The 23,268-nt window shown below is 60.5% G+C and carries 17 protein-coding genes and 2 tRNA genes; 6 read left to right on the forward strand and 13 right to left on the reverse strand.

Annotated features, from left to right (window positions below; all coding sequences use genetic code 11):
* Positions 1–74: 74 nt before the first annotated feature.
* Entirely contained in the window at positions 75–1,565 is a 1,491-nt protein-coding gene (gene amaB, locus HF257_RS04240; RefSeq protein ID WP_185705123.1) for an L-piperidine-6-carboxylate dehydrogenase, read from the reverse strand.
* 154 nt (positions 1,566–1,719) lie between these two features.
* Here amaB and HF257_RS04245 point away from each other — a divergent pair, with 154 nt between their 5' ends.
* From HF257_RS04245 to nadE, 3 genes are all read left to right on the forward strand, one after another.
* Complete coding sequence (locus tag HF257_RS04245) at positions 1,720–2,610, forward strand: LysR family transcriptional regulator (RefSeq protein ID WP_185705121.1); 891 nt, start codon at positions 1,720–1,722, stop codon at positions 2,608–2,610.
* A 208-nt stretch (positions 2,611–2,818) separates the two neighbouring features.
* The gene (gene pncB / locus HF257_RS04250; RefSeq protein ID WP_185705119.1) at positions 2,819–4,033 is read left to right on the forward strand and encodes a nicotinate phosphoribosyltransferase; all 1,215 of its coding nucleotides are present in this window, start codon (positions 2,819–2,821) and stop codon (positions 4,031–4,033) included.
* Positions 4,034–4,036: 3 nt separating this feature from the next.
* Entirely contained in the window at positions 4,037–4,864 is an 828-nt protein-coding gene (nadE, locus tag HF257_RS04255; protein ID WP_185705117.1) for an ammonia-dependent NAD(+) synthetase, read from the forward strand.
* 137 nt (positions 4,865–5,001) lie between these two features.
* Here the strand turns inward: nadE and azu are convergent, their stop codons facing one another.
* On the reverse strand, positions 5,002–5,448 hold the full coding sequence (azu, locus tag HF257_RS04260; protein ID WP_185705114.1) for an azurin: 447 nt from the start codon (positions 5,446–5,448) through the stop codon (positions 5,002–5,004).
* A 332-nt stretch (positions 5,449–5,780) separates the two neighbouring features.
* Here azu and HF257_RS04265 point away from each other — a divergent pair, with 332 nt between their 5' ends.
* The gene (locus HF257_RS04265) at positions 5,781–5,963 is read left to right on the forward strand and encodes a hypothetical protein (RefSeq protein WP_016976924.1); all 183 of its coding nucleotides are present in this window, start codon (positions 5,781–5,783) and stop codon (positions 5,961–5,963) included.
* Between the two features lie 46 nt (positions 5,964–6,009).
* Here HF257_RS04265 and HF257_RS04270 read toward each other — a convergent pair whose 3' ends face one another.
* The 11 genes from HF257_RS04270 to rnr form a co-directional block, all read right to left on the reverse strand.
* A complete protein-coding gene (locus HF257_RS04270) occupies positions 6,010–6,900 on the reverse strand; it encodes a transglutaminase family protein (protein WP_185705112.1) in 891 nt (296 codons plus the stop codon).
* Positions 6,900–9,386 (reverse strand): circularly permuted type 2 ATP-grasp protein, encoded by a 2,487-nt coding sequence (locus tag HF257_RS04275; protein WP_185705110.1) that lies wholly within the window; start codon positions 9,384–9,386, stop codon positions 6,900–6,902. The genes HF257_RS04270 and HF257_RS04275 overlap by 1 nt, the downstream gene beginning before the upstream one ends.
* Positions 9,387–9,473: 87 nt before the next feature.
* Positions 9,474–12,764, reverse strand: coding sequence for a transglutaminase family protein (locus HF257_RS04280; RefSeq protein WP_185705108.1), 3,291 nt, complete (start codon positions 12,762–12,764; stop codon positions 9,474–9,476).
* 289 nt (positions 12,765–13,053) lie between these two features.
* Positions 13,054–15,357 carry a YgiQ family radical SAM protein gene (locus HF257_RS04285; RefSeq protein ID WP_185705106.1) on the reverse strand — a complete coding sequence of 768 codons (2,304 nt, stop codon included), beginning with the start codon at positions 15,355–15,357 and terminating at the stop codon, positions 13,054–13,056.
* A 99-nt stretch (positions 15,358–15,456) separates the two neighbouring features.
* Entirely contained in the window at positions 15,457–16,854 is a 1,398-nt protein-coding gene (dnaB, locus tag HF257_RS04290; protein WP_065900140.1) for a replicative DNA helicase, read from the reverse strand.
* Positions 16,855–16,964: 110 nt separating this feature from the next.
* Positions 16,965–17,411, reverse strand: coding sequence for a 50S ribosomal protein L9 (gene rplI, locus HF257_RS04295; RefSeq protein ID WP_003171376.1), 447 nt, complete (start codon positions 17,409–17,411; stop codon positions 16,965–16,967).
* An 18-nt stretch (positions 17,412–17,429) separates the two neighbouring features.
* Positions 17,430–18,323, reverse strand: coding sequence for a YybS family protein (locus HF257_RS04300; RefSeq protein ID WP_185705104.1), 894 nt, complete (start codon positions 18,321–18,323; stop codon positions 17,430–17,432).
* Positions 18,324–18,359: 36 nt separating this feature from the next.
* Entirely contained in the window at positions 18,360–18,590 is a 231-nt protein-coding gene (gene rpsR, locus HF257_RS04305; protein WP_002551829.1) for a 30S ribosomal protein S18, read from the reverse strand.
* 28 nt (positions 18,591–18,618) lie between these two features.
* On the reverse strand, positions 18,619–19,041 hold the full coding sequence (gene rpsF, locus HF257_RS04310) for a 30S ribosomal protein S6 (RefSeq protein ID WP_008035342.1): 423 nt from the start codon (positions 19,039–19,041) through the stop codon (positions 18,619–18,621).
* A gap of 251 nt (positions 19,042–19,292) precedes the next feature.
* Positions 19,293–20,054, reverse strand: a complete 762-nt coding sequence (gene rlmB, locus HF257_RS04315; protein WP_003188074.1) for a 23S rRNA (guanosine(2251)-2'-O)-methyltransferase RlmB — start codon at positions 20,052–20,054, stop codon at positions 19,293–19,295.
* Positions 20,051–22,681: a ribonuclease R gene (gene rnr / locus HF257_RS04320; RefSeq protein WP_185705102.1), complete on the reverse strand. Its 2,631-nt coding sequence runs from the start codon at positions 22,679–22,681 to the stop codon at positions 20,051–20,053. Before rnr ends, rlmB begins: the two co-directional genes overlap by 4 nt.
* Positions 22,682–22,905: 224 nt before the next feature.
* On the opposite strand from rnr, the gene HF257_RS04325 reads away from it, so the two are divergent.
* Together HF257_RS04325 and HF257_RS04330 are read left to right on the forward strand one after the other, a co-directional pair.
* Positions 22,906–22,992: transfer RNA gene (locus HF257_RS04325), tRNA-Leu, on the forward strand.
* Between the two features lie 153 nt (positions 22,993–23,145).
* Positions 23,146–23,232, forward strand: a tRNA-Leu gene (locus HF257_RS04330).
* Positions 23,233–23,268 lie beyond the last annotated feature (36 nt).

Below are 23,268 nucleotides of genomic sequence, written 5' to 3' on the forward strand. Positions count from 1 at the left end.
GGTGTGTCAGTCAACAGATGTACAACTGATCTACCGCATTCGCGAGCAAGCCCGCTCCCACATTTTTAACCGCGTTAGTCGAACGTGATGCCCTGCGCCAGCGGCAACTCCAGCGAGTAGTTCACGGTATTGGTCTGGCGACGCATATACCCACGCCATGCATCCGACCCCGATTCGCGCCCGCCACCGGTCTCTTTCTCGCCACCAAACGCGCCGCCGATTTCCGCACCGCTTGGGCCGATATTGACGTTGGCGATGCCGCAGTCACTGCCCACCGCCGACATGAACTGCTCGGCTTCACGCACATCGGTGGTGAAGATGCACGACGACAAACCTTGAGGCACCGCGTTGTTCAGGCGCAGGGCTTCGGCGAAGTCGGTGTACCCGACCACGTACAGGATCGGCGCGAAGGTTTCGGTACAAACCACGTCGCTTTGCTCGGGCATTTCCACGATGGCCGGCGACACGTAGTAGGCATTCGGGAACTTGTCTTCCAGTTGGCGCTTGCCGCCGAACACCTTGCCGCCTTCGCTCAAGGCTTGCTCCAAGGCATCCTGCATGTTTTCGAAACCATGCTTGTCAATCAGCGGGCCGATCAGGTTGCCTTCCAGCGGATGGCCAATGCGCACTTTGGAATAGGCGGCCTTGAGGCGGGTAACGATCTCCTCCTTCACCGACTCATGGGCGATCAGGCGACGCAGGGTGGTGCAGCGCTGGCCGGCGGTGCCGACCGCACTGAACAGGATGGCGCGCACGGCCATGTCCAGGTCAGCGCTTGGGCCGAGGATCATCGCGTTGTTGCCGCCCAGTTCGAGGATGCTGCGGGCAAAACGTGCAGCGACCTTCGGCGCGACTTCGCGGCCCATACGAGTACTGCCGGTGGCGCTGATCAGGGCCACACGCGGGTCATCGACCAACGCGGCGCCGGCATCGCGGCCGCCGATGATGACTTGACTGAGGTATTGCGGGGCATCGTTGAAATTCTTCAGCACACGTTCGAACAGCGCCTGGCAGGCCAGGGCGGTGAGCGGGGTCTTTTCCGAGGGTTTCCAGATCACGGCGTTGCCGCACACCAGCGCCAGGGTGGTGTTCCACGCCCACACGGCCACCGGAAAGTTGAAGGCGCTGATCACGCCGACCACGCCCAACGGGTGCCAGGTTTCACGCATGTGGTGGCCTGGACGCTCGGAGGCGATGGTCAAGCCGTAGAGCTGGCGGGACAGGCCGACGGCGAAGTCGCAGATGTCGATCATTTCCTGCACTTCGCCCAGGCCTTCCTGGGTGATCTTGCCGGCTTCCCACGACACCAGTTCGCCGAGATCAGCCTTGTATTCGCGCAGCACGTCGCCGAACTGGCGCACCAGCTCACCGCGACGCGGGGCCGGCACTTTGCGCCAGGCGTCGAATGCATGCTCAGCGCGACTGACCTGTTGCTCCACTTCGGCGGCACCCTCCCACTGCACACTGCCGATACGGCTGCCGTCAATCGGCGAATGCACGGGGTGTTTGCCCGACTGGTACAACGCTGGGTTTACCCCGAGACGATCAAGCAATGCGGCAACCATGGGTCACTCCTTCAATCTGCAAACAGAAAATTCGCGCCGCGGCCCGCACGGCGATCCAGACCTTATTTGTAGCTGGCCCAAGACTTGCCAACAAACGACGATTAGGCGAGATATCATTCCGTTTATTCATGCAAAGCATAAAAAGAGGCACGCCGTGCTGAACAAAAGACATTTGCCCTCGATCACCGCCCTGCAGTGCTTCGAAGCCGCCACCCGCCACCTGAGCTTCACCCGCGCCGCCGAGGAGCTGAACCTCACGCAGAGCGCGGTGAGCAAGCAGGTGGCGCAGTTGGAAGAATTACTCCAGCACCTGCTGTTTCGCCGCGTGCGTCGCCGCTTGCAGATGACCCCTGCGGGCGATTTGTACTTGGTGGAAGTGAGAAAAATCCTCACGCAGGTGGAGATGTCCACCCACTACCTGCGCTCCTACGGTGGCGAGACCGAAGTGCTGCGCGTCTCTACGCCCTACACCTTCGGCGCACGCTGGCTGGTGCCGCGCCTCAAAGGCTGGCGGCTGCGTCACCCGCAAATCCACCTAGACCTGTGCAACGAACAGGAACCGGACGAACTGCTGCAAGGCAAGGCCGACATGGCCTTCTACTTTGGCCAGGGCTCACGCCCCGGTACCGAGAGCCTCAAGCTGTTCAGCGAAGAGCTGGTGCCGGTGTGTGCGCCGGAGAGCCTGCCTGCGCGGCCATTTACGGACCCAACGCAACTGAGCGACCTGGTGCTGCTGCAAAATGCCTCACGGCCTCAGGGCTGGCATGACTGGTTTGCCAGCCAGGGTTACCAGACCGAGCACAGTTACCACGGGCCGCGTTTCGATACGTTCTATATGTGCATTCGTGCGGCGCAGGTGGGCTGTGGCGTGGCGTTGTTGCCACGATTCCTGGTGGAAGAGGAATTGGCGGACGGCAAGCTGGTGATCCCGTGGCAGCATGCGATGCCGAGCCAGGATGCGTATTACTTGGCTTACCCCGAGCATTCGGCGGAGGTGCCCAAGGTGCGCGAATTTGTGAAGTGGATGATGGAGCAAGTGATTTAGCGCCTGAAATATCGCCTTCGCGAGCAAGCCCGCTCCCACACTTGGAATGCATTCCAAAATGTGGGAGCGGGCTTGCTCGCGAAAGCGTCAGCAGCCACAACGCAAAAAATCACTGGCAAAACCCTACAGGTCTATGCGCCACTAGCCCCCTTCCTTAATTGTGCGTAAAGGTCGGCGCCCATCGCCGACTCGTCTGGAGATTCCCGTTATGAGCGAGAGTGTGTTTGCCGATCGCATCGTGCAGAACCTGCTCGACACCGACTTCTACAAGCTGACCATGATGCAGGCGGTGCTGCACAACTACCCGAACGTGGAAGTTGAATGGGAGTTTCGTTGCCGCAACAGTGAGGACCTGCGCCCGTACCTGGCGGAAATCCGCTACCAGATCGAGCGCCTCGCCGAGTTGAGCCTGAGCCCCGATCAACTGGGTTTCCTGGAGCGCATCAGCTTCATGAAGCCGGACTTTCTGCGCTTCCTCGGGCTGTTCCGTTTCAACCTTCGTTATGTGCAGACCGGCATCGAGAACGGCGAATTATTTATCCGCCTGCGCGGGCCGTGGCTGCATGTGATCCTGTTTGAAGTGCCGATGCTGGCCATCGTCAGCGAAGTGCGTAACCGCTACCGCTACCAGACCGTGATCCTCGAACAAGCCCGCGAGCAGCTGTACCGCAAGTTCGATTGGCTGACGGCCAATGCCAGCAGCGAAGAACTGTCCGAGCTGCAAGTAGCCGACTTCGGCACCCGCCGACGCTTCTCGTACCGGGTGCAGGAAGAAGTGGTCAGCGTGCTCAAGCACGATTTCCCCGGGCGTTTTGTCGGCACCAGCAACGTGCACCTGGCACGAGAGCTGGACATGAAGCCGCTCGGCACCATGGCCCACGAGTGGATCATGGCCCACCAGCAATTGGGCCCACGCCTGATCGACAGCCAGATCGCCGCCCTCGACTGCTGGGTCCGCGAATACCGTGGCCTGCTGGGCATCGCCCTGACCGACTGCATCACCACCGACGCGTTCCTCGGCGACTTCGACCTGTACTTCGCCAAGCTGTTCGACGGCCTGCGCCACGACTCCGGTGATCCGGTGCAGTGGGCAGAAAAAGCCATCGCCCACTACCATAAGCTCGGCATCGAGCCGATGAGCAAGACGTTGGTGTTCTCCGACAGCCTGTCGCTGCCCAAGGCCTTGGAGATCTTCCGGGCGCTGCGCGGGCGCATCAATGTGAGCTTCGGCATCGGCACCAACCTGACCTGCGATATTCCAGGTGTGGAGCCCATGAGCATCGTGCTTAAAATGACTGCCTGCAATGGCCAGCCTGTCGCCAAGATCTCCGACGAAGCGGGCAAGACCCATTGCACCGACCCGAATTTTGTCGCCTATTTGCGGCACGTTTTCAAAGTACCTGCCCTTTCCAGCAAGGAGTGAATCATGCAAGCCGTACAGCGTGAAATTGCGCAGCAGCTCAAGGTTCAAGCACCGTTCCAGGACCAGGCCGCCCTCGAGGCCGAGGTTGCCCGGCGCATCACCTTTATCCAGGATTGCCTGCGCAATTCCGGGCTCAAGACCTTGGTGCTGGGCATCAGCGGCGGCGTCGACTCCCTGACCGCAGGCCTGTTGGCCCAACGCGCGATGCAGGAACTGCGCGCCAGCACCGGTGATGAGGCCTACCGTTTTATCGCGGTACGCCTGCCTTACGAAACCCAGTTCGATGAGATAGATGCCCAGGCCTCGGTGGACTTTATCGAGCCGGACGAGCGCCACACCGTGAATATCGGCCCGGCGGTAAAAGCCCTGGCCAGTGAAGTGGCGGCGTTTGAAGGCAAGGCGGCGGTGTCCCGTGATTTCGTGCTGGGCAACACCAAGGCACGCATGCGCATGGTCGCGCAGTACACCATCGCGGGCGCGGCCAGCGGCCTGGTGATTGGTACTGACCATGCGGCGGAAGCGGTGATGGGCTTTTTCACCAAGTTCGGTGATGGCGCGTGCGATCTGGCGCCGTTGAGCGGGCTGGTGAAGAACCAGGTGCGGTCGATTGCACGGCACTTTGGTGCACCGGAATCGCTGGTGGAGAAGGTGCCAACGGCGGATTTGGAAGACCTGTCGCCGGGCAAGCCGGACGAAGCGTCACATGGGGTGACCTATGCCGAGATCGATGCGTTTTTGCATGGGGAACCGGTGCGCGAGGAAGCGTTCCGGATTATCTGTGAGACGTATCGCAAGACTGAGCACAAGCGGGTCATGCCGTTCGCGCCGTGAGGTGAGCCTGGTAGTTATGCGTTGATTGCCAGGCCGTCTTCGCGAGCAAGCCCGCTCCCACATTTTGACCGCATTCTCATGTTGGAACTCGGTCGAATGTGGGAGCGGGCTTGCTCGCGAAGAACGATAACGCGGTCTTACTTCAGAACCACCGCGCCTTTCATCATCGAGTTGTGGCCTGGGAACGAGCAGAAGAACTCGTATTCAGTGCCCGCCGCCAGCTTGGACACATCGAAGGTCACCGAATCTTTCTCACCAGCACCAATGATCTTGGTGTGGGCAATCACGCGGGTGTCGCCTTCCTTCAGGTAGTTCTTGTCGATGCCAGCGGCCATGCCGTCGGTGGCAACGCCAGCCATGTCGGCTTTGGTGGTCAGCACCCAGTTATGGCCCATGACGTTTTTCGGCAAGCTGCCCGAGTGTTCCAGGTTCACGGTGAAGGTCTTGCAGCTCTTGTCGATCGTGATTTCCTTGGTGTTGAAGGACATCTGGTCGGTGGAGTCGACGGTGACTGCGCACTCTGCAGCAAGCAACTGGCCGCTAGCCAGAGTCAGCAGGGAAACAGCAACGAGTTTGGCGAACATGTGAATCTCCAAGGCAGGGTTTAGAAAACGCGTATTGCGACAAGGGTGCCCGATACGGGCGTGAATTCTTATGATCTGAGTCAACGGATTGTATACAACTTTAGGCTATCAGACTTATCAACACAATCTAACAGCCAAAGTAGTACGACCTTCCTATGATCGGCCCATCCCCCACTGGAGTCCGAGCCATGCACCTCGACCAACTGTTCAACGGCCTGCTGGCCGCGTACGCCTGCGGTAAGTGAAGGCCAAGCGCGCTGCTAAGCTGCTACCATAGCGACCCAAGGCAGCTGCGCGCCGCCACCCTCACCTTCGACCCTAGAGGATCGCCCATGGCCAAACCTAATTACTCCTTCGCCAAACGTCAGAGAGACTTGGCCAAGGAGCAGAAGAAAGAGGAAAAACTGCAACGCAAGAAAGCCGCTGCAGAAGAAGAGGCCAATGGGCTGAACGCAGATGTTGATGGTGAAGAAACGAGCGACGAGACCGAAACACCAAAAGATCCGGCTGAATAATTTCCTTTGTGGTGAACCGGCTTGCCCGGTTCGCCACAATCTGCCGTTATTGCAGCGGCATCACCGTCACCCGAACCTCCGGGTCATGGTTCCCTCCCCCCAGAATCACCCCCCGCAACGGCGACACATCAGAGAAATCCCGGCCCCAGGCCAAGGTGATGTGCTCCAGTGCCGGCTGCACATTATTCGTCGGATCAAAATCCACCCAACCCGACACCGGGCAATACACCGAGACCCACGCATGGGATGCATCGGCACCGATCAGCCGTGGCTGGCCGGGCGGTGGCTGGGTGAGCAGGTAGCCGCTGATGTAACGCGCCGCCAGCCCGCGTGAGCGCAGGCAGGCGAGCATCAGGTGAGCGAAGTCCTGGCACACGCCACGACGGCGCTCCAGCACTTCCACCAACGGTGTGGCGACCTGGGTGGCCTCGGCATCAAAGGTGAACTCGTCAAAGATTTTCTCCATCAATGCCTGCACACCCAACAACAGCGGGCGTCCCGGCGGGAAGCAGCTTTCGGAGAATTCGACGAAGGTTTTTTTCAGGTGTACGTAGGGCGACTCGAAGCGGTAGCGACAGGCTTCGATCAGCTCATCGGTCATCGGCTGGCTGCTGTAGGTCAGGCGGTCACGGGTCTGGTCCCAGGCTGGCGACTGTTGGAAGTCCAGCGCAGGCCGAGCCAGCACTTCAACGGTCAGGCCCGCATTCACCAATAATTCATCGTGGGGCCGTTCGAACGCCAGCCGCGTGATCGGGTTGCCAAACACGTCCAGCTCATCCCGCCGAGAGGACGGCTGCGGGCTGATATCCAGTTGCTGCGCGCTGCAACGCTGCCAGGCACACGGCCGTGGCCACAGGTGCGCCAACTGCTGCGCCAGGGACACCGGGCTGTCGTAGTGGTAATGGGTATCGTGGAAAATCTGGTAGCGCGCACTCATCACACCGACACCGTTTGCTGGCTGACATCATCCACATGGGCAAAATGGCGCAGCGCCAGGCGATCCGACACTTGCCCACTCTCATCGGCCACCGCTTGCAGCAGGTCGGCCAGACCGTCCAACGCGGCACGCACGCTGGACTCGCCAAACAGCGGGTTCTCCAGGCAACCGAGGTCGAACCGCGCCAAGCGCTCCACCAACGGCCCAAGACCGGTTTCCCGGGGCACGCCAAAATCATCGTTGAGACGGCGCAACGTACGGCTCACCAGTTTCAACTGGAACAACACCGCATGGGGGTTCTGCTCGTCCAACAGCAACAGGTCGAGCACCGGGATCAACTGCGGCACCGCCAAGTAGCGCGAGCGATAGGTGATGCTGCTGTTGCCCAGTTCCAGCAACCACTCCAGCCCCGCCTGATCGAACACCGCCACGCCACGCAGGAACGCTGCGAGGCTGCTGCTGAGGAATTGCAGGCGCTCGATGCGCCGCCCCATCATCAAAAAGCGCCAGCCTTCATCGCGGGTCATGTCGTCCAGGGCAAACCCGGACAACGCCGCCAGGGACATCACCAGGCGGTTGAGGAAGTCCAGCAACTCGCCAAAATCCGGGGTTTCACTTTCCAGCTCCATGGCTTCGCGTTGCAACTCCACCAGGGCCTGCCAGTTCTCGCGGGACAACTTGCCGCGCACTTGGGAAGCCGCCCACTGCAAGCGCTGCAGGTTGGCGCGCAGGCTCGACGGCCAGTCATCGCCCAGCAGCGCTGCCAACAGACGCTCGGGCAACTCGCCCTCCTCCGGCAGCAAGCGCAGGGTTTCGCCCAGTTCGACAGCGGCCTGCAACGCCAATGGGTCATCACCATCCACATAGCGTGCCAGCACGATACGCAGCCAGCGCGCGCTGTCATCGCAGCGCTCGCAATAACGACCAAACCAGAACAGGTTCTCCACCACGCGGGATGGCAAGTACGGATCGCGGCGCACCAGGTCATGGGCGCCAATCGCGCGTTGCGCACGCCAATGCTCGCCACCGGTGGCGCGTTCGCCGAGCACCCAAGTGTCTTTGCTGGCCCCGCCGCGCTGCATCGACACCACTTCGGCATCGGCTTCTGCGGCTACGCGGGTGAGCCCACCGGGCAGCACGCGATACCCTTCATCGCTGGCCACGGCGTACACCCGCATGCCAATGGCGCGGTGTTGCAGATGATCTTCCACGGTGTGCCACACCGGCGCCTGGGACAACTGCGCCAGCTCCTGGGCAACATAGGCGTAAGGCCGTGCGCGCATGCGTTCAGCCAGGGCCTCGCGTTGTTTTTCGTCCAGGTCGCGACCGAACACCGGGCTAAAGCTCTGCGACGGAAACGCTGGCTTGATCAGCAGTTCGGGCAGTTTTTCCAAGGCTTCGGCAAGCACCGGCGCTTCACCGCACCACCAGGTGGCGATGGACGGCAGGATCAGTTCCTCGCCGAACAAAAATTCGTTGATCTTGGGAAGAAAACCAAGCAAACCGGGGGACTCCAGCACGCCGCTGCCCAAAGCATTGGCCACTAGCACGTTGCCCTGGCGCACGGCATCCAGCAGCCCCGGCACGCCGAGGGCTGAGTCAGTGCGCAGCTCCAGAGGGTCGCAGAAATCGTCGTCGAGGCGCCGCATGATCGCGTGCACGCGGCGCAGCCCGCTGAGGGTTTTCAGGAACACGCAGCTGTCGCGCACCGTGAGGTCGCCCCCTTCTACCAACGGGTAGCCGAGTTGGCGGGCGAGGTAGAGGTGTTCGAAATAGCTTTCGTTGAAACGCCCCGGTGTGAGCAACACGATCAACGGCGGCTGGTCATCGACGGGCGCCTGGCGGGCCAGGGTTTCCTGCAAGGTACGGAAGAAACCCGTGAGGTGCTGCACCTGCAAGTCACGGTACAGGTCCGGGAACGCGCGGGACACGATGGTACGGTTTTCCAACGCGTAACCGGCACCCGACGGGGCCTGGGTACGGTCGGCGGTGACCCACCAGCGACCATCCGGCGTGCGCGCGAGGTCCACGGCGTAGAGGTGCAAAAACGCTCCATCCGGCGGCTGGATGCCCTGACACGGCCACAGGAAATTGTTGTGACCGAACACCAGCTCAGCCGGCAACAGGCCTTCCTTGATCAAGCGTTGCGGGCCATACAGATCGGCCAACACGGCATTGAGCAAGCGCGCGCGCTGGGCGATCCCCGCCGACAGCTGCTGCCATTCTTCGGCCGCCAGCACGTGGGGCAGCAAATCCAGCTCCCATGGGCGGTCGGCGCCCTTTGGGTCGGCGTAGACGTTGTAGGTCACGCCGTTTTCCTGGATCTGCCGGGTCAGCAGCGCTTGGCGCTGGGCCAGTTGCGCGGGAGTGCTGCGTTGCAGGTGGTCAAGCAGGCGCTGCCAATGGGCACGCACCGCACCGCTGTCATCGAGCAGTTCGTGATAAGTGCCCGCGGTCAGCGGGTAACGGTCGAGCAAGTCGGACATGGAACGCTCGGCAGAGGCAAAGAAGGTCAAGGTCAGCACAGTCTAATGTGGGAGCTGGCTTGCCAGCTCCCACATTTTGGATCGTGTTCAATCATTTTTATGGGGGAAACGCCGCAAGTCTAATGTCATCGGCAACTCATCATTGATGACAACCTGTGGCACCGGCTGCTTGCCGGGCGTATGCCCCAACCGGAAAAACCGCGCCATCCGCCGGCTCTCCGCTTCATTGGCATTCACCGGCAAGCTGTTGTAATTACGACCACCTGGATGGGCAACGTGGTACTGGCAACCACCCAAAGAGCGCTGCATCCAGGTATCCAACAGATCAAATACCAACGGCGCATGCACCGGGATGGTCGGTTGCAGGCAGTTGGCCGGCTGCCAGGCGCGGTAGCGCACACCAGCGACAAACTCGCCCACCCGGCCAGTGGCTTGCAGCGGCACGGGGACGCCATTGCACGTCAGCAGATAGCGTTGCGGTGCCAACCCGGTCAACTTCACTTGCAGGCGCTCCAGGGACGAGTCCACGTAGCGCACCGTGCCGCCCACTGCGCCCTCCTCGCCCAGTACGTGCCAGGGCTCCAAGGCCTGGCGCAGTTCCAGTTCGATGCCGCTGACGGCGTAGTCGCCCACCTTGGGGAAACGGAACTCCAGGTGCGCAGCAAACCATTCGGCGCGCAATGGGTAGCCAGCGGCATTGAGTTCGACGATCACGTCGGCAAAGTCCTGCTCGATGAAGTGCGGCAACAGGAAACGGTCATGCAACTCAGTGCCCCAACGCGCCAGTTTCTGCGGCGCATAGGGTTCGCGCCAGAACCGCGCGACCAGGGAACGCAGCAACAATTGTTGGGTAAGGCTCATGCGCGCATGCGGCGGCATTTCAAACGCGCGCAGTTCCAGCAGGCCCAGTCGGCCCGTGGCGCCATCCGGTGAGTAGAGCTTGTCGATGCAGAACTCGGCGCGGTGGGTGTTGCCCGTCACGTCGATCAGCAGGTTGCGCAGCAAACGGTCCACCAACCACGGCGGGCATTCCTCGCCCGGCTCGGGCATTTGTGCGAAGGCGATTTCCAGCTCGTACAGCGCGTCGTTGCGGGCTTCGTCCACCCGCGGTGCCTGGGAAGTCGGGCCGATAAACAGACCGGAAAACAGGTACGACAGCGAGGGATGGTTGTGCCAGTAACTGATCAAACTGCGCAGCAAATCCGGGCGGCGCAAAAACGGTGAATCCTTGGGCGTCGCCCCCCCGAGTACAAAGTGGTTGCCGCCGCCGGTGCCCGTATGGCGCCCGTCGATCATGAATTTTTCAGTGGTGAGGCGGGTTTGCCGCGCTTCTTCGTAAAGAAACTCGGTGCGTTCGACCAACTCATCCCAGGTGGCGGACGGCTGCACATTCACCTCGATCACACCGGGGTCCGGCGTGACACGGAAGTTGCTCAACCGCGTATCGGCCGGTGGCTCGTAGCCTTCCAGCAACACCGGGCAGTGCAGTTCTTCGGCGGTGCCTTCGATAGCAGCGACCAGCTCAAGATAATCCTCGACCCGCTCCAGCGGCGGCATAAACAGGTACAGCCGGCCTTCCCGCGCTTCGGCACACAGGGCGGTGCGGGTGAGCCAATCGGCGGACTGGTCCACCTTCGGCACACGCTCATCGACGGGCGCGGCTTCATCATGGCGCTGCAGTTGTGCGGTGGTCGGCAGTTCCGGCTGATCCTGGTTAGGATCGGTGGGGTGCACAAACGGATATTCCGCCGCCGTCACCCAAGGCTGCGACGCCAATGGCAAGCGATAGCCTAGCGGCGAATCGCCGGGCACCAAGCGGCAGTGATTGTCGCGCAGGTACCAGCGCCCGCTCTGCCAGCGGTCATTGGCGGCAGTACGCGCCAGCGGCAGCACCTGACCGATGATTTTATCCAAGCCCTGGCTGAATACTTTGCGCAGGCGCTCGCGCTCCAGCTCATCGCTCAGGCGCGGGTCCTGGGCGGTGACGTTTTGCGGCAGTGCGCCCTCACGCCACAGATAGTAAAAATTGTCTTCGAAGGCCGGGAATACAAAGCGTGCCGGTAGCTTCAAGCGTTCAGCAACGCTCGCCAGGAAACGCCCGGCCATCGTGCCGTCCGCGCCATAGTCTTCTCGCTCGTCGGCGATCAGCGCGCTGTTATGCCAGATCGGCACACCGTCGCGGCGCCAGTAGCAATTAAGCGACCATCGCGGCAATTGCTCGCCGGGGTACCACTTGCCCTGGCCGAAGTGCACCAAGCCTTTTGGCGCGTAGTGCTTGCGCATACGCTGGAACAGCTCGGCGGACAGGCGACGTTTATCCGGCCCAAGCGCCGCGGTGTTCCATTCGGCGCCATCAGGGTCGTCAATGGACACGAAGGTGGGCTCGCCGCCCATGGTCAGGCGCACGTCATCCTTGAGCAGGTCGCCGTCGATCTGCCGGCCCAGGGCCTGGATCGCCAGCCATTGTTCTTCGGTGTAGGGCTTGGTGACGCGTGGCGCTTCCCAAATCCGCTCTACCGACATTTCGTGGGTGAATTCACACTCGCAAGGCTCCACCAGCCCACTGATTGGCGCAGCAGACGATGGATCGGGACTACAGGCCAATGGGATGTGGCCTTCACCGGCAAACAGACCGGACGTGGCGTCCAGGCCGATCCAGCCGGCACCGGGTAGATACACCTCACACCAGGCGTGCAGGTCGGTGAAGTCCACCTCGGTACCGGACGGACCGTCGAGGGCTTCGACATCAGCGGTGAGCTGGATCAGGTAACCCGACACAAACCGTGCCGCCAGCCCCAGATTGCGCAGAATCTGCACCAACAGCCAAGCCGAGTCGCGGCACGAACCGGAAGCGTTTTCCAGGGTGAATTCCGGGGTCTGCACGCCCGGCTCCATGCGGATCAGGTAACCGATATCGGCGGCCAGGCGCTGGTTGAGACCCACCAGGAAATCCACCGCCGGCAGTGGCGTACGGTCGATACCCGCCAGGTAGGCGGCAAACTTTGGCGTGAGCGGCAAGGTTTCCAGGTAGGGCGCCAGCTCACGCTGTTCATCGGCGGCGTAGCTGAAGGGGATTTTTTCAGCGTACGGTTCCAGGAAAAAGTCAAACGGATTGAACACCGCCATCTCGGCGACCAGGTCAACTTCGATACGCAGCTCGTCGGTCTTTTCCGGGAATACCAACCGCGCCAGATAATTGCCCTGGGGGTCCTGCTGCCAGTTGATGAAATGCTGTTCGGGCAGCACTTTCAACGCGTAGGACAAAATCCGCGTGCGGCTATGGGCCGCCGGGCGCAAGCGCACGATCTGTGGGCCGAGCTCAACGGCGCGGTCGTAGCGGTAATGCGTAACGTGGTGCAACGCGACATGAATCGACACGGCGGCCTCCTGCGAGCCAGGGCATGGGCTTGACGCGCGCAAGACTTATGCCAGAGCGGCAGTCATTGCGCTTTATCGTAAGACCCGGTGCAGTACAGCACCAAAACGGCGCGAACGGTGGCGCCATGGTGCAAGCGTCGCACCTATTTGTACCGTCTGTGTGACGGCGGGTGGTGAATCTACCCAACCACATGCGTGGGTAGCCTGGCGCAACCGACGCACTGTCACTGGAAAGCACGCCAAAAAAAAACGCCAGCATCAGGCTGGCGTTTTTTTGTTCAGGCTGCGATCAACGCGGCACCACGGGCTTGCGCGCAGGTTTGCCGCCCTTGCCCTTCGCGGCATCGCTACGTTCCTTGGCAGCCTGCTTGTTACGTGCCTGGGCCGCAGCCTTGGCTTGCTCACGCTTGTCCCATGGGTTGCTGCCATCGCTACCGCGCGGAGGCAAACCGGTGTGCTGAGTGAGGATCTTGGTGGTGGTTTCCTTGGCGACCTTATGGCTGCCAGCCGGCGTCGAGTTCTTGCGACGGGCGCTCTGGTAGCTGTCGGTGGACGGCTGGTGCAGCGGGATCAACTGGTCCTTGCCCGGGCCGATCAGATCACCGCGCCCCATGCGGGTCAACGCTTCACGCAGCATCGGCCAGCCTTTCGGGTCGTGGTAGCGCAGGAACGCCTTGTGCAGACGGCGCTGCTCTTCGCTCTTGACGATGGTCACCGCGTCGCTCTTGTAGGTGACCTTGCGCAACGGGTTCTTGCCCGAGTGGTACATCGCGGTGGCAGTGGCCATTGGCGACGGGTAGAACGCTTGCACCTGGTCGGCGCGGAAGCCGTTGCCCTTGAGCCACAGGGCCAGGTTCATCATGTCTTCATCGGTGGTGCCTGGGTGGGCGGCGATGAAGTACGGGATCAGGTACTGCTCCTTGCCCGCTTCCTTGGTGTACTTCTCGAACATGCGCTTGAACTTGTCATAGCTGCCAATGCCCGGCTTCATCATCTGGTTGAGCGGACCTTCCTCGGTGTGTTCCGGGGCGATCTTGAGGTAACCACCGACGTGGTGGGTGACCAGTTCCTTGACGTATTCCGGCGACTCGACGGCGAGGTCATAGCGCAGGCCGGACGCGATCAGGATTTTCTTCACCCCCGGCAATGCACGGGCGCTACGGTACAGCTGGATCAACGAGGAGTGGTCGGTGTTCAGGTTCGGGCAAATGCCCGGGAACACGCACGATGGCTTGCGGCACGCGGATTCGATTTCCGGGCTCTTGCAGGCGATGCGGTACATGTTCGCGGTCGGGCCGCCGAGGTCGGAGATCACACCGGTAAAGCCCGGGACTTTGTCGCGAATCTCTTCGATTTCGCGAATGATCGACTCTTCGGAACGGTTCTGGATGATGCGACCTTCGTGCTCGGTGATGGAGCAGAAGGTACAGCCGCCAAAGCAGCCACGCATGATGTTCACCGAGAAACGGATCATGTCGTAGGCCGGGATCTTTTCCTTGCCGTACGCCGGGTGCGGGATACGTGCGTAAGGCATACCAAACACGTAGTCCATTTCTTCGGTAGTCATCGGGATGGGCGGCGGGTTGAACCACACGTCCACTTCACCGTGTTTTTGCACCAGGGCGCGGGCGTTGCCTGGGTTGGTTTCCAGGTGCAACACGCGGTTGGCGTGGGCGTAGAGCACGGCGTCGCCGCGGACTTTTTCCACCGATGGCAGGCGGATCACGGTCTTGTCGCGGGTCATTTTCGGGCTGGCCAGGATCTGTACGACCTTGGCTTCTTCCGGGTCATCCACCGGGCCTTTCTCTTGCTCGATGGCGCAGGCCTGGGTGTCCTGGGTGTTGACGTACGGGTTGATGATCTTGTCGATCTTGCCCGGGCGGTCGATACGGGTGGAGTCCACTTCGTACCAGCCCGCCGGAGTATCGCGGCGAATGAACGCGGTGCCGCGCACATCGGTAATGTCTTCGATCTTGTGGCCCCACGACAGGCGTTGGGCAACCTCGACGATAGCCCGCTCGGCGTTGCCGTACAGCAGGATATCGGCGCTGGCGTCGATCAGGATCGAGTTGCGCACGCGGTCCTGCCAGTAGTCGTAGTGGGCGATACGGCGCAGGGAGGCTTCGATGCCGCCGAGTACGATCGGCACGTGCTTGTAGGCTTCCTTGCAACGCTGGCTGTACACCAGGCTCGCGCGGTCCGGGCGTTTGCCGGCCATGCCGCCAGGGGTGTAGGCGTCGTCGGAGCGAATCTTTTTGTCGGCGGTGTAGCGGTTGATCATCGAGTCCATGTTGCCGGCCGCGACGCCGAAGAACAGGTTCGGCTCGCCGAGCTTCATGAAGTCGTCTTTGGACTGCCAGTTCGGCTGGGCAATGATCCCGACGCGAAAGCCCTGGGACTCCAGCAGCCGGCCGATAATCGCCATGCCGAACGACGGATGGTCAACGTAGGCATCACCGGTAACGATGATGATGTCGCAGGAATCCCAGCCAAGCTGATCCATCTCCTCCCTGCTCATCGGCAGGAATGGCGCAGGACCGAAACATTCGGCCCAGTACTTGGGATAGTCAAATAACGGCTTGGCTGTTTGCATGACGGTGACCGGTGTTGAGATGAAAAATCGCGGGCGCGGAATATAGCACAATTTTTGACCAATTCCGACGGTAGTAGTCGGAATTATGGAGAGCTAAAACTACTCGTCGTCGTCGAAGTTGTAGCTGCCCGGCGCGAGGTTTTCGAAACGTGTGTACTTACCGATGAACGCCAGGCGGATAAAGCCGATCGGCCCGTTCCGCTGCTTGCCGATGATGATCTCGGCAATGCCTTTGTGTTCCGTTTCGGGGTGATAAACCTCGTCGCGGTACACGAACATGATGACGTCGGCGTCCTGCTCGATCGCACCCGACTCCCGCAAGTCGGAGTTCACCGGGCGCTTGTTGGGACGTTGTTCCAGGGAACGGTTGAGCTGGGACAGCGCCACTACCGGACAGTTGAATTCCTTGGCCAGGGCCTTGAGGGACCGGGAAATCTCGGAAATTTCGTTGGTGCGGTTGTCACCGCTGGAACCCGGAATCTGCATCAACTGCAGGTAGTCGATCATGATCAGGGCGATGTCGCCATGCTCACGCACCAGGCGGCGGGTACGCGCGCGCATCTCCGACGGGCTGATGCCAGCTGTGTCATCGATGAACAACTTGCGGTCGTTGAGCAGGTTGACCGCGGAGGTCAGGCGCGGCCAATCGTCGTCTTCCAGGCGGCCGGCACGGACCTTGGTCTGGTCGATTCGACCGAGGGACGAGAGCATCCGCATGACCAGCGATTCACCTGGCATCTCCAGGGAGTACACCAGAACGGTCTTGTCGCTGCGCAGTACAGCGTTTTCCACCAGGTTCATCGCAAAGGTGGTCTTACCCATGGATGGACGGCCGGCGACGATGATCAGGTCAGCCGGCTGCAGGCCACTGGTCTTCTCGTCGAGGTCGGTGTAGCCGGTGGAAATACCGGTGATGGCGTTGTCGGTGTTGAACAGGGTGTCGATACGGTCGATAGCCTTGGTCAACAACTCGTTGACGCCCACCGGGCCGCCGGTTTTCGGACGGGCTTCGGCAATCTGGAAGATCTGGCGCTCGGCTTCGTCAAGGATCTCGGCAGCGGTGCGGCCTTCGGGGTTGAAGGCGCTGTCGGCGATTTCGGTGCTGATGCCGATCAATTGGCGCAGGGTGGCCCGCTCGCGGACGATCTGCGCATACGCCTTGATGTTGGCCACGGACGGCGTGTTTTTTGCCAGCTCACCGAGGTAACCCAGGCCGCCGACTTGGGAGGTCTGGCCTTCCTTATCGAGCTGCTCGGCCAGGGTCACCACGTCGATCGGTGAGTTCTGGTCGGCCAGCTTGGCAATGGCGCGGAAGATCAGGCGATGGTCATGGCGATAGAAATCACCGTCCGAGACTTGATCCAGCACGCGTTCCCAGGCGTTGTTGTCCAGCATCAGGCCACCGAGCACGGCCTGTTCGGCCTCGATGGAATGCGGCGGCACCTTCAGGGCAGCGGTTTGCAGATCGTATTGCTCAGGAGCTGAAATATCGTTCATGGCCACTTGGAATTAGGGATTTGTAGAAAAACAAAAGGCACGACCTGTAAACAGGATCGTGCCCGATGTTAACCGCCTGGCACGCGAGGTGCCAGTCAGTTAGGTGTTGCTTAAGCTGCTACCACGACAACGCGTACGGTGGCTTCAACTTCGGCGTGCAGGTGCACGGCTACGTCGAATTCGCCTACGTTGCGGATGGTGCCGTTCGGCAGACGAACTTCGCTCTTCTGCACTTCAACGCCGGAGGCGGTCAGTGCATCAGCGATGTCGTGAGTACCGATCGAACCGAACAGCTTGCCTTCGTCACCGGCGGTGGCAGTGATAGTCACTTCCAGCTCAGCCAGTTGGGCAGCGCGAGTTTCGGCCGAAGCTTTTTTGTCTGCTGCTGCTTTTTCCAGCTCAGCACGACGCTCTTCAAACGCAGCCAGGTTGGCAGCGGTTGCAGCGGTGGCTTTGCCGTATGGCAGCAGGTAGTTACGACCGTAACCGGCCTTAACGTTCACTTTGTCGCCCAGGTTGCCCAGGTTGGCGACTTTTTCCAGAAGGATCAGTTGCATGTGAAAATCCTCTAACTTTTAACCTTCACCGTTCGCGTTATCGGCGTCTTTCGACGCCAGACGACCGCGAAAATCAATCAGGCCGTCGACAATGGCCAAAACCACGAGTAACGGATAGATCAGCTGCATGAACAGCAACAGCGTGACGTACAACCCCACCAGCCAAAATTTGGCCAGGCGCTTTCGCGCAACGAGCCCATGAATCAGGGCCAACCCGGCAAACACCAGCGGTACGCTGCAAATCGGCGCCAGCAAGGCCATCTGAGGGCCGAAGTTCGGCCCGACAACCATGCACGCCAGCAGCAACATCGCCGGCCCCGCGGGGATTCTGATACTGCGAAACTCGCGACCAAAACCACCCGGGTTGTACAACAACGCCTGCCAATAACGCCCAAGAATCAGGCTCAGCACGCTGACGACCTGCAACAATGCCGCAATCAGGCCGGTCAAGACCGGGGCAATCAGTGACGCAAACCGCGCTCGCTCATCTACCGTCAACTGCTGGTAGAGATCCCCGAGAGCCAGCGGCAGGATCTTGACGATCTCTTGCGCCAGCGCCTCGATTTGCGGGCGGAAAGCCGCGCCAAGCATCACTGAGTACACCAACCCCAATGCCACGCTGACCAGCAGCGTGCGGACCCAGGACTCACTTGCGCGTAAAACCAACGCAAGGCTCGATGACCCCAGCAGTACCAGAAGTACCCGTGGATCACCCAATTGCAGCCACCAGATCAAGGCCGGCAACAATCCCAGGGCAAGAACGCCAAGAGCGTCCTTCAAACCGCGCCGCAGCAGCACAAGGCAACCTGCGGCAGCACCCAACCAATAAAGCAACGGCAATGCCGCACATCCAGCCACTACCAGAGTGGCCTGCACACGACCGCGCATGATGAACTCAGCTAAGGCGCGCATGCATTCAATCCCTTACTACTTGTCGACTGCCCGGTCTCAGCGGCCGTGGCTGTCGGTGTAGGCCAGCAGGGCCAGGAAGCGGGCGCGCTTGATAGCGGTGGCCAGCTGACGCTGATAACGTGCTTTGGTACCGGTGATACGGCTTGGAACGATTTTGCCGGTCTCGGATACGTAGGCTTTCAGAGTGTTGAGATCTTTGTAATCGATCTCTTTCACGTCTTCAGCGGTGAAGCGGCAGAATTTACGACGACGGAAGAAACGTGCCATTTGATAGGCTCCTTAAAAGGTCCGTGGATTACTCGTCAGCGTTATCGCTGTTGTCGCTGTCATCACCATCAACGCCTTCGGCGTCGGAGTGCTCAGGACGGTCGCGACGCTCACGGCGCTCACTGCGGTTTTCTTCAGCCTTGAGCATCTCGGATTGGCCGGTAACGGCTTCTTCGCGACGGATGACCAGGTTACGGATCACTGCATCGTTGTAGCGGAAGTTGTCTTCCAGCTCGGCCAGGGCCTTGCCAGTGCACTCAACGTTCAGCATCACGTAGTGAGCCTTGTGAACATTGTTGATTGCGTAGGCCAGTTGACGACGGCCCCAATCTTCCAGACGGTGGATTTTGCCGCCGTCTTCTTCGATCAGCTTGGTGTAACGCTCAACCATGCCGCCGACTTGCTCGCTTTGATCCGGGTGGACCAAAAAGATGATTTCGTAATGACGCATGAATGCTCCTTACGGGTTGTAGCCTGCCGCTCAAAAACGGTCAGACAAGGAGTGAATGACACTTATGGATCTTGCCGCAGGGAGGCACATCAGTGCCTGCCAGGAAGGCAAGGGGCGCAATTGTAGAGAAGGGGGAGGATGCGTGCAAGGTGATTGGTGATTATTTGAACAATCACCCTATCTGGCTAAACACAAAACCAATGTGGGAGCGAGCAAGCCCGCTCCCACATTTTGAACTGCGCCAGACGTTGTTACTTCTTCGGCTTGGCCTTGGCCTTTGCGCCACGCTGACGCTGGGCCTCAAACAGGCACACGCCGGTGGCAACCGACACGTTCAAGCTGCTGACGCTACCGGCCATCGGCAAATGCACCAGGTAATCGCAATGCTCGCGGGTCAGACGACGCATGCCCTTGCCCTCAGCACCCATGATCAGAATGGTCGGGCCGGTGAGGTCCTGGTCATAAATGCTGACCTCGGCCTCCCCCGCCGTGCCCACGACCCACAGGCCGCGCTGCTGGAGTTTCTCCAGGGTGCGCGCCAGGTTGGTCACGGCCACCAGCGGAATCACTTCCGCCGCGCCGCAGGCGACTTTACGCACCACAGGCGTCAAGGTAGCCGACTTGTCTTTAGGCACGATCACCGCCAGCGCGCCGGCAGCATCCGCCGAACGCAGGCAGGCGCCTAGGTTGTGCGGGTCGGTCACGCCGTCGAGTACCAGCAGCAACGGCGCGCCCTCAGTACGGTCGAGCAGCTCGTCAAGCATTGCCTCGCCCCAGACCTGGCTCGGACTTACGTCCGCCACCACGCCCTGGTGAACGCCTTCAACCCATACGTCCATTTCACGACGCTCAGCCTGGCCGATGGCAACCTTGTTTTGGGTGGCCAGCTCAACCAGCGCTTGTACACGCGGCTCGCTGCGACCTTCTGCCAACCACACCTGCTTGACGCGTTTCGGGTGGTGACGCAGCAGTGCTTCTACGGCGTGCACGCCGTAGATTTTTTCCAGACTCATGACTTGGCCTTAGGTTTGCGCGACCCACCGCTTTTCGCGGGAGCCGAACCCGCTTTTGGCGGGCCTTTACGGTGTTTACTGGGCTTGCTCGACGGTTTTTCCGCCCCGTGGGACTTTCCCCCAGACGCCGCTTTACCACCGCTTTTGGCTTCGTTGAGCAGCTGCTGCTTCAACTCACGGCTCTTGCGCAGCTCGGCGTTTTTCGCCGCAGCGTCGCTTGGGCGGTAGGCTTCGGGGGCCTTGTCCTTGGCAGACGAGCGACGACCCGCCTTGGCTGGCTCGGGCTCAGCCGCTTTCGCGGGAGCGCCCTTGCCTTTGCTGGCAGGTGCGGTCGGTGTGCTGCCACGCTTCTTACGGTTGCCCGGCGACTCAGCAGGTTTGTCGGACATACCGAAATCGATCTTGCGCTCGTCGAGGTCGACGCGCATGACCTGCACTTCCACGGTGTCGCCCAAACGGAAGCTGCGACCGGTGCGCTCGCCCGCCAAGCGGTGATGCACAGGGTCGAAGTGGTAGTAGTCACCCGGCAAAGCGGTAACGTGCACCAGACCTTCGACGTAGATATCGGTCAGTTCGACGAACAGACCAAAACCAGTCACCGCAGTGATCACACCAGGGAACGACTCGCCCACGCGATCCTTCATGAACTCGCACTTGAGCCAGTTCACCACATCGCGGGTGGCCTCATCGGCACGGCGCTCGCTCATGGAGCACTGTTCGCCCAGCTGTTCCAGGGCCGCTTCGTCGTACGGATAGATCCGCGCCTTCGGAATGGTCATGGCACCGGCGCGCTTGACGTGCGGGGTGTTCTGCTTGGAATGGATCACGCTGCGGATCGCCCGGTGCGTGAGCAGGTCCGGGTAACGGCGAATTGGCGAGGTGAAGTGGGTGTACGCCTCGTAATTCAGGCCGAAGTGGCCCTGGTTGTCGGCGCTGTACACCGCCTGGCTCAGCGAGCGCAGCATGACGGTCTGGATCACGTGGTAATCCGGACGGTCCTTGATGCTCGCCAGCAATGCCTGGTAGTCCTTCGGCGTCGGGCCGTCCTTGCCTTTGTGCAGGGACAGACCCAGCTCGCCGAGGAACGCGCGCAGCTTCTCCAGACGCTCCGGCGGCGGGCCATCGTGCACCCGGTACAACGCAGGAATTTCGTGCTTTTTCAGGAATTCAGCGGTGGCCACGTTGGCCGCCAGCATGCATTCCTCGATCAGCTTGTGTGCATCGTTACGCGTGGTCGGGGTGATTGCGGCGATCTTGCGCTCGGAACCGAAGACAATCCGGGTTTCCTGAGTTTCAAAATCGATCGCGCCACGGGTGTGACGTGCGCCCAGCAACACCTTGTACAGCGAGTAAAGCTGCTTGAGGTGCGGCACCACGCCAGCGTATTCAGTACGCAAGGCCTTGGCCTCGCTGGTCTTCGGCGTTTCCAGGATGGTGCTGACCTTGTTGTAGGTCAGACGTGCCTGGGAGTGGATCACCGCTTCGTAGAACTGGTAGTCGGTCATTTCGCCGGTTTTCGAGATGGTCATCTCGCACACCATGGCCAAACGGTCGACTTTCGGGTTCAGGGAGCACAGGCCGTTGGACAGCTGCTCAGGCAGCATCGGAATCACGCGCTCAGGGAAGTACACCGAGTTGCCGCGCACCTGGGCTTCGTTGTCCAGGGCCGAACCGATCTTCACGTAGCTGGACACGTCGGCAATCGCGACGAACAACTTCCAGCCGCCGGAGAACAGGCGCAACTTGCCAGGCTTGGCTTCGCAGTAGACCGCATCGTCGAAGTCGCGTGCATCTTCACCGTCGATGGTGACGAACGGCAGATGGCGCAGGTCGATGCGTTTTTCTTTGTCTTTCTCTTCCACTTCCGGCTTGAGCTTGCCGGCTTCCTTGAGCACGGCTTCAGGCCAGACGTGAGGAATATCGTAGGTGCGCAGTGCAACGTCGATTTCCATGCCTGGCGCCATGTAGTTGCCGACCACTTCGACGATATCGCCCTGTGGCTGGAAACGCGCGGTTGGCCAGTGGGTGATCTTCACCTCGACGAACTGACCGACCTTGGCGGCGCCATTGCGGCCCGGGGTGATCAGCACTTCTTGCTGGACCTTCGGGTTATCCGGCACAACAAAGCCGATGCCGCCCTCTTCGAAGTATCGACCGACGATGGACTCGTGAGCACGGGAAACGACTTCGACGATCACGCCTTCACGGCGACCACGACGGTCGAGGCCGGAAACGCGCGCCAGGGCACGGTCGCCATCGAACACCAGGCGCATTTGCGCCGGGCTCATGAACAGGTCGTCGCTGCCGTCGTCCGGGATCAGGAAACCGAAGCCGTCACGGTGACCGGCGATGCGGCCCAGGATCAGGTCAAGTTTATCCACAGGCGCGTAGGTGCCACGGCGGGTGTAGATCAGTTGAGCGTCGCGCTCCATGGCACGCAGACGGCGGCGCAGGGCTTCGAGCTGGTCTTCGGTGGTCAGACCGAATTCTTCAACCAGCTGCTCACGGCTAGCAGGCGAACCCCGATCGGCGAGATGCGCCAGGATCAGTTCACGGCTAGGAATAGGGTTTTCATATTTTTCCGCTTCACGAGCGGCCTCGGGATCGAGGGACTGCCAATCGGCCATTAGAGAGTTTTCACCTTGTCTATATGCGGGTTAGTTTGGCATACGCGTATTGAAACGGGAAATTTCAGACGTCAACAAGCCTTTAAAAGCCCTTTGCAGCCCCCGATGAACACCTTGCACGACCATTGGCGAAATTTTCCAGGATTTTTTCATGGCGGGGGTTTACAGCTTAATATGCCCTCCGTATAGTGCGCGCCATCGACGACAGCAACGTTGTTGATGTTGCCCAGGTGGTGAAATTGGTAGACACGCCAGCTTCAGGTGCTGGTGATCGCAAGGTCGTGGAAGTTCGAGTCTTCTCCTGGGCACCAAATTCAGATCAAACCCGCGAAAGCGGGTTTTTTCGTTTCAGGCCTTTGATTTATAACGCGAAACTCGATTTATTTTTTTGAATCAGGGGTTTACAGATCAAAAAGGCCTCCGTATAGTTCGTCCCATCAACAGCGGCAACGTTGCTTGATAATGCCCAGGTGGTGAAATTGGTAGACACGCCAGCTTCAGGTGCTGGTGATCGCAAGGTCGTGGAAGTTCGAGTCTTCTCCTGGGCACCAAATTCAGATCAAACCCGCGAAAGCGGGTTTTTTCGT

This window comes from Pseudomonas cremoris, from assembly GCF_014230465.1.